Origin of the sequence: Candidatus Liberibacter sp., assembly GCF_014048425.1 — a bacterium.
Classification (GTDB): domain Bacteria; phylum Pseudomonadota; class Alphaproteobacteria; order Rhizobiales; family Rhizobiaceae; genus Liberibacter.
Map to the genome: position 1 here is coordinate 23,912 of NZ_JACETX010000007.1, position 14,310 is coordinate 38,221.

Consider the following 14,310-nt stretch of genomic DNA (forward strand, 5'->3'; position numbering starts at 1 on the left):
TATTTTTTGCATAGGAGTATAGCTTTATTAAAAACGAATCATTCATTACGATATTCGATTATAGCTATGTTTGTGTTGCCAAATTCCTTGTATATTCAAAGGAATAATATCCTTTCGATTGTTATCATCATTTATTTTTAAACGAAGAGAGGGATGATATTTTTTGACGCGTATTCTATTCAATCCTTTACGAGGGAGAATGGGTGATATTATTATTGTATTACGTCGCTAATTTTTGTGCTGGAAAGAGGATAACATCTCTAATAGAAGGAGCATTGGTGAGAAGCATTACCAAGCGGTCAACTCCCACTCCCAATCCACTTGCTGGAGGCATGCCACATTTCATTGCTTCAAGGAAATCTTCATCAACAACGGTCTTTTCACCGCGCATACGTGCTTGCATTACCTGCTGTTCTATTCGTATACGCTGTTCTATAGGATCGTTTAATTCGGAAAAGGCATTGCAGATTTCCCAACCATTGCAATAGGTTTCAAAACGTTCTACAAGACGATTTTCTCCGGGAACTTCTTTTGCAAAAGGAGAAATATCTTTAGGAAAATCGATTACATGTGTCGGTTGTAAAATATTTTTTTCAATTCTTTCTTCAAAGATAGAGCTCATGACTTCACCCCAGACAGCATTGTTTTCCACTTCAATACCAATATTTTTTGCTGCGAGGCGTGCTTCTTGATCGTTTTGTAAAAGCATAAAATCAATGCCAGTCTCTTCCTTCACCAATTGGGGCATTGATTTGCGGGGAAAAGGTGCTTTAAAGGAGATGATATCTTCTCCAAAAGGGACATCTACTTTGTTGAGGATACTAAGAGTAAGTTTTTGAAACAATTCTTCAACGAGTGTCATCATATCTTGATAATTGGTATAAGCCCAATAAGCTTCCATCATTGTAAATTCCGGATTATGTCTTGAAGATGTTCCTTCATTGCGAAAATTACGATTCAGTTCAAATAATTTATCGCTTAATCCTGAAACAAGAAGGCGTTTGAGATATAGTTCCGGTGCAATACGCAAATACATATCAGCTTTAAGAATATTATGATGTGTTTGAAACGGTTCAGCAGTAGCTCCTCCATAGATGGGCTGTAACATCGGTGTTTCCACCTCCATAAAGCCTTGGTTTTCCATAAAAGAACGTATGCCGGAAATAACATGGCTTCTTTGCTGAAAACGCAGTTTAGATTCTGCATTACTCATAATATCAAGATATCGTTTACGATAGCGTGTTTCTATGTCGACAAGTCCATGATATTTCTCCGGCATTGGATGTAATGCTTTGGTCAATATGGTAATTTTTTGAGTGTTAACTGTTAATTCGCCACGCTTAGTACGACGTATCTTTCCAGTAATTCCTATGATATCACCAAGATCTATCATCGGCAGTAAATTATACGAATCCTCATCGGTTGTATCTTTATGGGTAAAGATTTGTATTTTCGCGCTTGCATCATGAATGTCCATAAACATTCCAGAGTTTCGAAAACTATAAACACGACCAGCAATAGTCACGATATCAGATGATTGCTGGTCATCTTGAAGATGAGAATATTTTGTATTGAGTTCGGCGTTTGTATAATCGCGATGAAAATGAGCTGGGTACACTTCTTCCAAGGTATTTCGAAGAATATCTAATTTTTGAGATCGAGCTTCGATAGAATTTGAGGATAAAGCTATAGATGGAATCTTATTTTTCATTTCTTTCCTTCTTTTCCAGAATCTTTAATAAGAGAAGAAAATTTCTTAATTGCTTGTCGTAAGCGAAAATGAACAACAGAGCGTCCTAAAATTTCCATGCTATCAAAAAGAGGCAAGGAATGCCTAGAACCTGTCATTGATAGGAATAGGGGGACTACGATGATTTTCAGTGATTTTCCAAAGTGTTGAGCAATATTTCGCGAGGCTATCTCAATGTTTTCCCTTTTCCAAATCTGAATATTTTCAAATTCTTCTTGCGTTTTTTTAAGCATTTTCAAAATTTCTTCGAGATTTAAAGGAAGATTTTTAAAAGATGATTCCGTTAAATCGATCTCGGATTTGAATAAAAAATCTGCAATTTGAGGCAGGGAACCGAGATGAGAAATGCGAGATTGTGCAAGTTTTAAAGCTCCTACGAGACGATTATTTTCCATAGCCCATTGTGATACGCGACTGATAAATTGTTCCGAAGAAAGTTTTTCTCTTATCCAGCGACCGTTTAACCAATCTAGTTTCTGTCTATCAAAAACAGCACCTGATTTTGGTAGGTTCTGAAGACTAAATTTTTGAATTAATTCCTGAATCTCCATTAATTCATCGCCTTGAAATGCTTGTATAAAAAAAAGACCAAGGAAATTAATTAATGCCTCCGGCAAGTATCCTGCCGATGAATAATATGGGATTGAGGTTGGATTTCTTCGTTTTGATAATTTTGACTTATCAGGGTTTTTCATTAATGGCAAATGTATAAACTCAGGAGGAGAAATCCCCAGATATTTATAAATCAATATGTGTTTTGGAACTGAAGAAACCCACTCTTCACCACGCGCCACGTGTGTGATTTTCATGAGGTGATCGTCAACCACATTAGCTAGATGATATGTTGGCATCCCATCCGATTTTAGAAGGACTTGCATATCAACGGAATTCCAAGGAATTTCCATATCACCGTAAACCCTGTCCTTGAATTTGCATGAACCTTTATCGGGAATTTTCATACGCACAACGTAAGGCTTATTGCTTTGAATAAATTGAGAAATTTCCTGAGCAGAAAGCTTGAGGCAGTGTCCATCATATTTGGAGGGAAGATTGTTTTTTCGTTGCGATTGACGCATTTCATCCAGTCTTTCTGGAGAACAAAAACAATGGAATGCATGTCCTTTTTCCAAAATAGACGTTACATAAGGTTCATATATTTCCTTGCGTTCCGACTGACGATATGGCCCATATTCTCCACCGATATCTGGTCCTTCATCCCAATTGAGTCCACACCATTTGAGCGATTTTAAGACTGCATCTTCGGATTCACGCGTAGAACGTTTACTATCGGTGTCTTCGATACGGAGAATAAATTTTCCTCCCATATTTTTCGCCATAAGATAATTAAAAAGAGCCGTGTAAATAGTTCCAATATGTGGATCTCCAGTTGGAGAAGGTGCAACACGCACGCGAATATTAGAAGCCGTCATACTTTCATCTTTCAAAAACAGTAAATATCGGTAAAACAGAACTCTAGTTACTTTAGGTTAGTATCATCCAATCAGTCAAGATATGCAAAATAGAAGGTTGATGGTAGTATATAATTGTTATGTTAGCCAGATCTGTATCGTATATATTAACGCATGATAGTATTTGAACGTCTCTTGTTGGGCTTAGACAAGCGAGGATTTGGGATATGATAGCTGTGAATGCATTCGTGAGTATAACACATCGTTCAACTGTTGCGAGAGCCTGTAAATATATGGTAGCGGTAAAAAATATAACGGAGGAGCTGGAATGTCTGTGATTTTTCTTAAGGCTATGAGCAGGAGTTGGTGATAACATATTGAGAAAAGATAGAGAAATGAGTATCTTAGTAGAAAATGTATTAAACGTGTTATGCTGTAGAATTTCATGCTTCAAGGATGAATGGTTAACATAATTTAGCAGAATATCTGCAAACAAAATTAAAGGATATTTCTTATCTCTGTAATATATAAGCAATATAGATTTCCTTGAAGAAGCAAGAAATATAGATATAATGTATTATTTAAAATCAGATGCTTAAAGTTTTAATGATCAAGGATCCCTTAATGTCTGCAAAAGAAGTTACGTATCGAATCCGAGATTTTTCGTTGAACGATTATATGCTATGTTACTAAAATTTTCCTATTTTTCTATGGTGCCGATGATCTGGAGATCGTATTTTACCAGGACACATCATAACAAGACCTATCTAGCCAAAGGGATAGATCCATGAGCGATGCTTTTCGATTGAAATTACAGGAAAATTCCAAACGTATAGGCTCTTTATTAGATGATTTATTATTCAATCAATTTTGTCATTCTGGGGAATATCGTATTGAAGGATTAATATCTGCGATTCGTTATGCTACCTTGAATGGGGGAAAAAGATTGCGGTCTTTTCTTGTTGTTGAATGTGCCGCCCTATTTGGATTTAATGGCCCTGCGGTATTGCATGTTGGTGCAGCTATTGAGTGTGTTCACTGTTACTCTCTTATACATGACGATTTGCCCGCAATGGATGATGGGCATATTCGTCGAGGAAAACCCACAGTGCATATTGAATACGATGAAGCAACGGCTATTCTTGCTGGGAATAGTTTGCTAACTTATGCCTTTGAAATCATTTTCTCTCCAGAGATCGAGTTGAAAGATGGAATACGATCTGATTTAGCCCTTTTACTAGCTCGTAGCGCAGGATTAGATGGTATGCTTGGTGGACAAATGTTGGATATGCAAGAAGAATTTCTTGATGAAACCAGCATCTTTACTCTATTAGGCATGAAAACGGGAGCACTCATGCGTTTTTCCTGCGAAGCAGGAGCAATTATTGCCGGGGTAGGAAATGATGAACGGATAAGGTTACGCAATTTTGGAGAAAATCTTGGGATAATTTTTCAGTTAGCTGATGATTTATTGGATCTCGATAATTGTCAGAAGAATCTCGAAAAGATTTCTATAAAAAATGCGACAAGTAAAAAAAATAGTTTTGTGAGATTAAAAGGTTCGGATTGGATAAAGAAGGAAATTACACGACGTACAGTAGAGACCCTTAAAATTTTGGAATGTTATGGTCAAAAAGCCCAATCTCTCCGAGAATTGACGAATTTTCTATCTTATTGAATTGTATTAAAGCGGTTTTTACTCCATGACAGCTAGTGTTTCTAAAATTATGCCTATTGATGTTTGATTCTTCAAATTTTGGAGAAAGATTGAGGAAATTTGACATGCATCGCTTTCTTCTCTATCTGAGGAAAAACTTATTGTTTTCAAAATGCGTTCTTTTTGCCTTTATCTTTATGATTTTTCTATTTTCTCTTATATACTTCTTCCTTTACTCTAAGATGACTTCAAAAATAGATACAAAATTCGTTATTCGAGTTGGTACGGATGGTATTTATCCTCCCCATAGTTTTCATTCTGCAAGTGGACAGGGTGGACTTACAGGATTTGACATTGAACTTATTGAAGAAATAGGAAGGCGTCTCGGTGCAACGATTGAGTTTTTTGAAACAAAAGTCAATGGGCTTATTAGAGGAATTGATATAAACCGCTATGATATTCTTGTTAACGTTGCTATGACAGAAGAGCGACAGAATAAATATCATTTTTCGATACCATATCTCTCACATGATATTCTTTTAATTGTTCGAAGCGACGAAGAAAATATTCATAGATTTCAAGACGTTAAAGGCAAAAGAGTTGTTCAGATGCTCGGTACAGGACTCTTCCAGATGGCGCAAGATTTAGGTGTAAAAGTTGTTACAAGTGATGGATTTTATCAATCCATACAACTTTTATTGAGTGGACGCGCCGATGCAACTATGATGCCGAATATACCTTTTTTTGATTTCCTTAAACATAAACCGGACAGTAAAGGTAAATTCAAAATCGCTGATCAAAAAAAAGATAGTGGACATATCGCTTTTATGATGCGTAAGGGACGGGATGATCTTAAAAAATCCATTGATGAGACCTTGTGTGAAATGCGCTCCGATGGTGTTTATAAGGTGATATTTAATAAATATTTTGATGATAAGATCTCATCGGATTTACCTGTTTGTCCTTTACAGAATCCTTCTAGCTAATATAATCATTGGACGAGGATTTTTGGATTAAGGTTTGTATTATGCCTGAGTGGTTAAAGCTTGTTATTAATTCGTTGCCTCTACTCATCCATGCCAGCCTTGTCTTTACTGTGCCTATTGCGATTATCTCTTTTTCTTTGAGTTTGGTCTTAGGCTTAATTATAGCGCTTATTCGGATTTTTTCTGTACGACAAGTATCTTTTTTAATGTACCTTTATGTATGGATTTTCCGTGGAACTCCACTTTTAGTGCAGGTATTTGTTATGTTTTATGGCTTACCAAGCATAGGTATTGTTTTTGACGCTTTCACTGCGATCATTATCGTCTTTACCCTTAATTTTTCCGCATATCTTTCAGAGATTATACGTTCTTCTATAATCGCGATACCAAAAGGACAATGGGAAGCCGCTTATTCGCTTAGCCTAAACTGGCAGCAGACTATGCGTCATATTATATTGCCACAAGCCGCGATAACATCTATTGCACCTTTGTCTAGTGAATTTATTTCAGTATTGAAAAGCACATCGCTTGCTTCGACTGTCACTATTCCGGAACTTTTTCAGACGTCACAACGCATTATAGTTACTACCTATGAGCCCTTAGTTATCTATCTTGAAGTTGCTGTCATTTATCTTTTTTTTAGTTCTTTTGGTTATTTTTTACAAATAAGATTGGAAAAATTTGCTACACGGCACTCAAACAAAACGAGAGAAAAAAGTTAATCTTTTCATCGATATCTTAGGAAAATTTTCTTTAAGATTTTGCTGAAAAAACTATGAACAGTAGTCTTTTATTAGGTCGAAGATGTGTGTGCAGGGAGAAAATTTTATCGCATAATCCAGATTCTCAATTTTCTCCTTTCCAGTTATATTATCCTGATTTAGAATCGGCTTTTTCAAGAAAATGGTTTCCCAAACGTTACGTTATTTTTTATATTTATCTTATCTTTTAGATGAAAAATTAGCTATGGTAACATGGCAGTTCTGTTATGAAATCATTCTAGTGATAGAGGGAGAAGGGCTTTGAAAGAAGATATTTTCTTGTCTGAGAGATTGTTTTTGCATTGATTCTCAGTATTCTTATCATTACCTGTTTAAATAACTTCCTATCTTTCAGGATGTCGCCGAATATAAGAAGAAGCCAGAAGCGAGACTTTCTTTCGAAAGAATTCCGCTCCCTTATGAGCTTTATGAGCTTGTTGCTATGTCCTGTTATGGATAATTATGTACGATATTTTTATGATCCGTTATGCGATAGGATACATCGTCTTTTTTCTGGATATCACAACTGCTAAGATTAACCTTTCCATATCCTCCAGGGATATCGAGCATATAAGAAGGTTGGCATAGACCTGAAAGACGCTCTTTTAAACGAGAAACAATTTTTTGCCCCTCTTCAATGGTGATACGGAAATGGCTTGTTCCAGGGGCTAAATCGGGATGGTGTAAATAATAAGGCTTGATACGCGCTTCCACAAAAATCCGCATAAGATCAGCTAAAATTTCAGGATCATCATTCACGTTCTTTAGCAGCACTGATTGACTTAAAAGAATGATGCCGGCATCCGCTAATCTTGAGATTGCCACGAGGGCTTCTGCAGAAAACTCACGTGGATGATTGGCGTGTATGGCAATGTATACGGGTTTGCCGGAATCCTTGAGACATTTGATTAATTCGGGACTAATACGTTGGGGATCAACGATAGGAACTCGACTGTGAAAACGTAAGATTTTGACATGCTTTATATCCGATAGCGTTTGCATTACTGTACATAGGCGATTAATCGATAAAATGAGAGGATCGCCACCTGTTAAAATAACTTCCCATATTTCAGGATGTTGCCGAATATAGGAAAAAGCAGAAGCGAGACTTTCTGTAGAAAGAACTCCACTTCCACGTGAGCCTACCACTTCTCTGCGAAAACAAAAACGACAGTATACAGGGCATATATGGAGTATTTTCAGCAGCACTCTGTCTGGATAGCGATGTACAATTCCTTCCACTGGGCTATGAAGCTGATCTCCGATGGGATCAACTCTTTCCTCTGATAGGATGTTCAGTTCTTCTTTTTGTGGGATAAACTGTCGTGCTATTGGATCATTCGCATTTTGACGGTCAATAAGATTAATAATAGTAGGTGTAAGTGCAATAGCATAGTGCTTGGCGATATTTTCTACCTTATTAATTTCGTTTTTATTTATCAGTCCAGCTTCGTATAATTCTTGCGCTGAGCGTAATTTTTGATTGTCGGGGATCATGATACGATATTTCTTTCCTAAAGATTATGGGAATCCAAATTAAGATATGGGAACCCAAACAATTTCTCTTAGAGTAGTAGCGCCCGTTGCAAGCATGACGAGTCGATCAAAGCCTAAAGCCATTCCAGAAGAGGGAGGCATGGCTGTTAAGCAAGAAAGAAAATCTTCATCAATGGGGTAGCGTTCATTGTATATTTTTTTCTTTTCGACCATTGCTTTTTCAAAACGATAGCGTTGTTCAATGGGATCCGTGAGTTCACCAAAAGCATTGCCCAATTCAATATTACAGGCATAAATTTCAAAACGTTCCGTAAAACGAGGGTCATCTGGACAAACTCTAGCCAGCGCAGATTCCGGAACAGGATAACGATTAAGGACGGTACAAGAGTGTATGCCGAGATTGGGTTCTATTTTCTCTACAAGAATTCGAGAAAAAATATCACTCCAAGTATCATCATCTATGCAACATATTTTTGCATTTTTTGCATATAAGGCTAAAAGATTGCGATCTGGCTGCTCAGGAATACTGAGAGTAGACGCTAAATTAATGTTAGCATACTTTGTAAACGCCTCTGCGACGGTAATATATTCTACATCATGGAAGGGATCACAAATGATTCCTTGAAAGGTAAAAATCGATTGATCTGCTGCTTTCGCTGCGCACCGTATGATATCTATGCAATCCTTCATTAATTGCTCATAGGATTCCTCAGCCCGATACCATTCTAACATCGTAAATTCTGGTTGATGTATTTCATCGTTCTCTCCATTTCTCCAAACATGTGCGAAACAGAATATCTTTTTTTCTCCTGCGGCTAAAAGCTTTTTACAAGAAAATTCTGGAGAAGTTTGCAGATATAAGGTCTTCTGTTGTTGATCATCCATTATGAGGCTTGTAGAAAAGGCTTGTATATGGGTTTCATTTCCTGGAGAGATTTGAAGAGACATAGAATCAACTTCGGTAAAGTTTTTTTTTGCAAAATATTCTCTAATAGCTTTCTGAATCAGGTTTCTTTTGACAAGAAAGGGACGACGGGCATTGTGGAAATCAGGATTCCACCAAGGTAGAGCAGAAATTTTATGCATAAATATTTTCTTCTTTTTCAGTTGTTTTGTCAGTTATCCGAAAAATATCTAATTTTTATATAGAGAATTCAAGATAATACGGGTAAAAAACAAGCAGAAGGAACAAATGCTTTTGTCATTGACGAGATATACACGTATTTAGACCTTTCCGTCTTATTTTATATTAGTAAATACAAGGAATTATTCAACATGGTCAAAGTCATTGCTTCTTCTTTGCGTAAGGGGAACGTTGTTGATGTGGATTCGACGCTTTATGTTATACTCACAGCCAAAAATTTTCATCCAGGGAAAGGAACTCCTATCACGCAAGTTGATATGCGTCGTATTGCTGATGGTGTGAAGGTGTCGGAACGTTGGCGTACAACAGAACAGGTAGAACGTGCTTATGTTGAAGATCAGCGTTTTCAGTTTTTATACGAGGACGGTGAAGGTTTTCATTTTATGAGTCCTGAAACGTATGATCAGATTACTGTTAGTCCAGAAGTAGCAGGCAATCAAAAATTATATTTTAAAGAAGGCATGGAAATGACCCTCTCGATACATGAAGGAGTTGTTATATCTATAGAAATACCCCGCAATGTCATACTTGAAGTTGTTGAGACAGAACCTTATGCTAAAGGTCAAACGGTAACGGCATCCTATAAACCGGCGATTCTATCGAATGGAATACGCACAACAGTACCGCCTCATATCACGGTGGGGAATAAAATCGTCATTCTAACAGAAGATAATTCGTATGTTGAGCGCGCAAAAAATTAGGTCATTCTATATGATTCAACGCAAGGGTAATTCACTATTGTTTTAAACCAAAAGTTGCCAGAATTCTAGTGATACTGCTTGTTTGTGATTCTAATCGGCATATTTCTATTGCAGACGGACAAACTTCTATGGTTGTTCCTCAGTTGGCGATTTAAGATGGATATCTGTTATATGTTGAGATTTTGTCATTCCAGCAGATTTACCAGCGTCTATGAGCTTAATTGTTGGTGAAAAAAGCAGCCCTGTGAATCAAAGATGAGAATAGCGGGGTAATGACAATTCTATTTGGCGTCGAAAAACGCATATTATATCCTATCTGTCCATTTATGGTGAAGCTAATGATGAGGCTCCACCAACAGCATGAGTGATTTCCAGGGAGGTTTTTGTTGGTTGTCGTTCATGAGTATTTTGGTTTTCCAATTAAATTGTGCAAAGGGTATTTTGGCACAAAAGGAGGATCTTGATTTTCTTCATATACCGCATTGTTAATATTTGAATACAAGGATCTGATCTTTTCATCATCGTCATCTAGTGACCTTATGGAATTATGGTTTTTAAGGATTTATTTTTTGATTTGTCGCTAGAAAAGGCAAAGGTATGTGTGTGTCACAGAATAATCATAAATACGAGGAGCAACACAACGTTTAAAGATGTCTGGAACTTTAGGATTACTGAGATCTAGCTTCGTAAGCTTTAGTATAAATTTGTGTCGTCAATCAAAGTATGTTCAATAATAAAATTAAACGCCTATGGATAAGCCTCATGCTGTTAGTCGCGTTATTATTTTAACTCCCTATCATTGGAAGGGGAGGGGCGCGTGCGTGTCGCATCGGATACTACTCAAAGGAGGAATGAGTCAAAACGATCCTTAGCAGGTAATTTCAACGGACATTGTAAGAAGGATTAAAGCCCTGGAATCCGTTGTTTTGGTATCGGCTATCGGGGGATAAATAGAAAAAATATCCTTTAATAGCCGATTTCGATAGCTATCGGGTAAACCATAAAAACTCCTGGTAGTTGTTTTCCGTTTAGGCGTTTATTGCACTTTATTTTCCGCATTTTACGCCTATTTTTGTTGTAATACGGGTTTTATTTCATCAAGTTCTTTATCTCAATTATCGGCAAGTTCATTTAATAATTTAATATTTTCAACCAATCAATTAGAAGAAGTTTTATTTCCCTTGGTATATTGCGTATTGCAATCCTCGAATCCCTCATTGAGATCAGAATAGGCATTGTTGAAGTTTTTCAATTCAGGAATCATCTCATTAATTTGTTGAGAGATATTTACAGATTATTGCAAATATCCTTGATATTATTGTTCTTGACGGTATCACAAAGATGTTAAAAAAGTAGACGACAAAACCAATGCTCATGAGGATATAGCTAGACTTTTCTTAGTATATTTTCCTTTGCGAGTATGATTAATGCATCATTTTTGAATGATGTATACCGTTTCGTATTTTGATGAATGAATGGCTATCAGAGAGAAATACGCAAAAAATCCCAATATCCGTATCCGTTTTAAACTGTTAATCGTGGATTTTTTCTATTGTTTTGTCGGATAGATCTTCTTCCACTTCTTCGAGAGATTTGAGATGGTTAGGCGTGTATTCATGCCCTCTTCTTTGCAAGTATAAGGCTTATAAAAGCGATTTTTAGGCAGGATTATGGTTACAAGACACCAACAGAGAAGAGACCAATATATAATTGTACGTTTCATTGTTTATTCTTCCTTTGTGTTCTTGGCTTTAAAAACTATCTCCGATACTTTTTCAGTTTTCTCAACGACTTCTCGTTAAGGCTAATTCCTTTTTTAATTCTCGGTTACGGTTGGTTTTCGCCGTCTCTTTCTTCTTTTCCTCGTATTCTGTGGTTCTAGACTCTCCACATATTCGACATGGTCTAAGATACTCTATGAGTAAAGTTTTTACTTCTTTGAGGTTTTTAGCAACAAATATTATCTGCATCTGATTGCTTCCACAGATTGTGGCTCTGTTCCAGTGGGTATATCGGTTGGTATTGCGAGTATGTTTTTTAATATTTTTACTTCTTGCGGAAGTTGACATCTTCCTGTCTTTGAGGGATGGAGAGAATTTCAGTTTATAGTTGTCCTGTTCTCCTGGGAAAGATGAAAGCCTTTTATGCTTGTTGATTTTAAGCGGATTATTTTTTGGTACATCGAAAATATGCTATGCTAAAGAGTAAGATTTAGGGGGATATAGAGTATCCTAAAGTTTTTCCCCTGTTGATTTGGTTATCCATTGTTGATAGGATTTCCGGTATTATTCTATCTGTCTTAGTTGAAATCGGATGATATTAATTATATTATTTTTTTAGTTTTATATTTCAATCGCTCGATTGTCGGGTTTGGAAAACACCAATAAGGGGGAGAGTGATGATCCATATGAGGCAAAATATATGGAGGACTTTAGCGATAATTTTAGGCACAATATTTTTGGGTATATTTGGGAGTATTGTGTTTTTAATGATCGATTCAAAACCCAAATTCGAAAAATCAGTTTGGAGTGGAAAATTTGGAGATGGTTTTCAGCTGATAACGCAAGATGGTAAAGCATTTACGCTGGATTCTTTGTCCGAAAAACCGTCAATTGTGTTTTTTGGATTTACAAATTGCTTTGAGGTTTGCCCAACCGCATTGTCGAATTTAGATCGTTTTCTCAAGATAGTTGATCCAGAAGGATCTCTGTTGCGTGCATATTATATTACGGTTGATCCCAAAAGAGACACTCCAGAAGTAGTGAAGAAATTTGTGACACAGTTCTCTGATCGCGTGATTGGGGTCTCAGGAGATCCTAATGCTGTTATGAAAGTTGTAAAGAAATTTCGCATTTATGTAAGCGAATCTTTAGCAGATAAAGCAGAGCCAGGAAAAGGATATTTTTTAGATCATACGACAGCTTTTTTATTGCTGAGCAGTCATGGAAATCTTGTCAATGTCATTCCCTATAAAGAAGATTTTGGTATCGCGATTGCGAAGCTTAATCAATTGATAGAAGAAGATAAACTTTCAAAGTAATCCTCATCATCTAAAGGGGGTTATTCTCTTTGTATTTAGAATATAAGGGAGTTTACCTTAAAACAATAATGTTTAATAGGCATCTGTTTATGTATTTTTCTCATATGATTTCAGTTAATGTATTGGAGAAGTATTCTCGTACATCATTCTTTTCGATAGTTTCATAAGAGCAACAACGGTTATAGGCATCTTTCCAAGGTTGCTCTTCATGGACCAGATTTCTTAATCTCCATGCGGAAAATTGACCGTAATATTCAAAAACATCATCTAATATGTCTCTGTCTTTTTGGTCAAAGACGCTAAACTCTTCGTAGGAAAGGCTTTTCATTTCTGAAATAGGGGATGATTTGTATTTTTTGAACTCTTCGTATAGATTTGGAATGACTGGTCCATGCATCTGATCTTCAAATAGGGGAGGGTCATTCTCTTCTCTCAAAGCAGACATAATACCAAATGCATAATAGCAAAGCTTTTGAAGTTTAAGGTTGGTGATTAAATCAGGCTCTTCTTCCGTTCTCGCTTTGGATAAGAAATAACGAGCAATTACCGAAACTAGATATGTTTTTCTTCTGTTTTTCATCTCATTCCCTCTCCGATTGTAATGAATAATACCACAATCAAAGCATCAAAAACCACTATCAAAAATAGTCAATCCTGGGAGTTTTTTTAATGAAAATATTTACATCATAAAATTTTAATGATATACACATTTTATCCTTCTGGATTTGTTGTTATGTAGGTTGGTTTGCCTGTCATCCCTTTAATTATGCACAGTTTTTGTCATCCTGTGCATTTTAGGGATGATAGGTCTTTTCACGTGTTGACGACATGTGTTAAAAATGTTATGGTTAATTTGGTACTAATTGTGGTGGTTAGTCTCTTTTCATGTCTTAGGATAGAAAGAGGACTGTTGGCATCACCACAACTAGCAATCCTCTTCCTGTTCTAGGAACTTAGGATTGCTAGTACTTTGAATTCCTTAAACATTAAAAAAGAAAAAGAGTTATTCGATTCGGTATTAAGCCCAGAATTCGTATTGAGCTTTGAGCATTTCGTAGAAAGTTTTTTCCCTTGGGGTGAAGAGGGAACACCGCTTGCGAATTGCCCACGTATTCGTAGTTGGCAATTAGATTTCATCCGTTCTGTAGACAGATACAATATAGAAAATACAGACAATCCCAATCCAACAATGTACAAGGGTGCTGTTGCTGGCGGTCGTGGTATTGGCAAGTCTGCATTAAATGCATGGCTGATGTTGTGGTTCATGTCTACACGACCTGGCGGATCAGTCATTTGTGTTGCCAACTCTGAAACACAGTTAAAGACTACGCTATGGGCTGATACTTCAAGATGGCTGTCGATGTT

General features: G+C 36.6%; 11 protein-coding genes and 1 pseudogene. 6 read left to right on the forward strand and 6 right to left on the reverse strand.

The window, feature by feature from the left end; translation table 11 throughout:
- Positions 1-220 precede the first annotated feature (220 nt).
- Together lysS and gltX are read right to left on the reverse strand one after the other, a co-directional pair.
- Positions 221-1,711, reverse strand: a complete 1,491-nt coding sequence (gene lysS, locus H0G72_RS01675; protein ID WP_182016978.1) for a lysine--tRNA ligase — start codon at positions 1,709-1,711, stop codon at positions 221-223.
- Positions 1,708-3,180 carry a glutamate--tRNA ligase gene (gltX, locus tag H0G72_RS01680; protein ID WP_182016980.1) on the reverse strand — a complete coding sequence of 491 codons (1,473 nt, stop codon included), beginning with the start codon at positions 3,178-3,180 and terminating at the stop codon, positions 1,708-1,710. The genes lysS and gltX overlap by 4 nt, the downstream gene beginning before the upstream one ends.
- 766 nt (positions 3,181-3,946) lie before the next feature.
- Between gltX and H0G72_RS01685 the strand changes: the two genes are divergently transcribed.
- The 3 genes from H0G72_RS01685 (at position 3,947) to H0G72_RS01695 (ending at position 6,524) form a co-directional block, all read left to right on the forward strand.
- On the forward strand, positions 3,947-4,837 hold the full coding sequence (locus tag H0G72_RS01685; protein ID WP_182016982.1) for a polyprenyl synthetase family protein: 891 nt from the start codon (positions 3,947-3,949) through the stop codon (positions 4,835-4,837).
- Between the two features lie 221 nt (positions 4,838-5,058).
- Positions 5,059-5,802: a transporter substrate-binding domain-containing protein gene (locus H0G72_RS01690; RefSeq protein WP_259345091.1), complete on the forward strand. Its 744-nt coding sequence runs from the start codon at positions 5,059-5,061 to the stop codon at positions 5,800-5,802.
- A 41-nt stretch (positions 5,803-5,843) separates the two neighbouring features.
- Positions 5,844-6,524, forward strand: coding sequence for an amino acid ABC transporter permease (locus H0G72_RS01695; RefSeq protein ID WP_182016986.1), 681 nt, complete (start codon positions 5,844-5,846; stop codon positions 6,522-6,524).
- A 489-nt stretch (positions 6,525-7,013) separates the two neighbouring features.
- Here the strand turns inward: H0G72_RS01695 and H0G72_RS01700 are convergent, their stop codons facing one another.
- A complete protein-coding gene (locus H0G72_RS01700) occupies positions 7,014-8,060 on the reverse strand; it encodes a lysine-2,3-aminomutase-like protein (protein WP_182016988.1) in 1,047 nt (348 codons plus the stop codon).
- Between the two features lie 39 nt (positions 8,061-8,099).
- On the reverse strand, positions 8,100-9,146 hold the full coding sequence (epmA, locus tag H0G72_RS01705; protein WP_182016990.1) for an EF-P lysine aminoacylase EpmA: 1,047 nt from the start codon (positions 9,144-9,146) through the stop codon (positions 8,100-8,102).
- 189 nt (positions 9,147-9,335) lie between these two features.
- On the opposite strand from epmA, the gene efp reads away from it, so the two are divergent.
- The gene (gene efp, locus H0G72_RS01710) at positions 9,336-9,905 is read left to right on the forward strand and encodes an elongation factor P (RefSeq protein WP_182016992.1); all 570 of its coding nucleotides are present in this window, start codon (positions 9,336-9,338) and stop codon (positions 9,903-9,905) included.
- Between the two features lie 1,784 nt (positions 9,906-11,689).
- On the opposite strand, the gene H0G72_RS01715 is transcribed toward efp, so the two are convergent.
- Complete coding sequence (locus H0G72_RS01715) at positions 11,690-11,974, reverse strand: hypothetical protein (RefSeq protein ID WP_182016994.1); 285 nt, start codon at positions 11,972-11,974, stop codon at positions 11,690-11,692.
- A gap of 419 nt (positions 11,975-12,393) precedes the next feature.
- Here H0G72_RS01715 and H0G72_RS01720 point away from each other — a divergent pair, with 419 nt between their 5' ends.
- Positions 12,394-12,945, forward strand: a complete 552-nt coding sequence (locus tag H0G72_RS01720) for an SCO family protein (protein WP_259345092.1) — start codon at positions 12,394-12,396, stop codon at positions 12,943-12,945.
- A gap of 100 nt (positions 12,946-13,045) precedes the next feature.
- Here the strand turns inward: H0G72_RS01720 and H0G72_RS01725 are convergent, their stop codons facing one another.
- Positions 13,046-13,525 carry a Panacea domain-containing protein gene (locus tag H0G72_RS01725; RefSeq protein WP_182016998.1) on the reverse strand — a complete coding sequence of 160 codons (480 nt, stop codon included), beginning with the start codon at positions 13,523-13,525 and terminating at the stop codon, positions 13,046-13,048.
- 390 nt (positions 13,526-13,915) lie between these two features.
- On the opposite strand from H0G72_RS01725, the pseudogene H0G72_RS01730 reads away from it, so the two are divergent.
- Positions 13,916-14,310 (forward strand): annotated as a pseudogene (locus H0G72_RS01730) (terminase); the annotation flags it as partial.

What these genes read in the sequence shown, in the direction of transcription:
- H0G72_RS01685 (WP_182016982.1), top strand. Translation starts at nt 3,947, where the DNA reads ATGAGCGATGCTTTTCGATTGAAATTACAGGAAAATTCCAAACGTATA.
- H0G72_RS01720 (WP_259345092.1), top strand. Translation starts at nt 12,394, where the DNA reads ATGATCGATTCAAAACCCAAATTCGAAAAATCAGTTTGGAGTGGAAAA.
- efp (WP_182016992.1), top strand. Translation starts at nt 9,336, where the DNA reads ATGGTCAAAGTCATTGCTTCTTCTTTGCGTAAGGGGAACGTTGTTGAT.
- gltX (WP_182016980.1), bottom strand. Translation starts at nt 3,180, where the DNA reads ATGACGGCTTCTAATATTCGCGTGCGTGTTGCACCTTCTCCAACTGGA.
- lysS (WP_182016978.1), bottom strand. Translation starts at nt 1,711, where the DNA reads ATGAAAAATAAGATTCCATCTATAGCTTTATCCTCAAATTCTATCGAA.
- H0G72_RS01695 (WP_182016986.1), top strand. Translation starts at nt 5,844, where the DNA reads ATGCCTGAGTGGTTAAAGCTTGTTATTAATTCGTTGCCTCTACTCATC.
- epmA (WP_182016990.1), bottom strand. Translation starts at nt 9,146, where the DNA reads ATGCATAAAATTTCTGCTCTACCTTGGTGGAATCCTGATTTCCACAAT.
- H0G72_RS01690 (WP_259345091.1), top strand. Translation starts at nt 5,059, where the DNA reads ATGACTTCAAAAATAGATACAAAATTCGTTATTCGAGTTGGTACGGAT.
- H0G72_RS01700 (WP_182016988.1), bottom strand. Translation starts at nt 8,060, where the DNA reads ATGATCCCCGACAATCAAAAATTACGCTCAGCGCAAGAATTATACGAA.
- H0G72_RS01725 (WP_182016998.1), bottom strand. Translation starts at nt 13,525, where the DNA reads ATGAAAAACAGAAGAAAAACATATCTAGTTTCGGTAATTGCTCGTTAT.
- H0G72_RS01715 (WP_182016994.1), bottom strand. Translation starts at nt 11,974, where the DNA reads ATGTCAACTTCCGCAAGAAGTAAAAATATTAAAAAACATACTCGCAAT.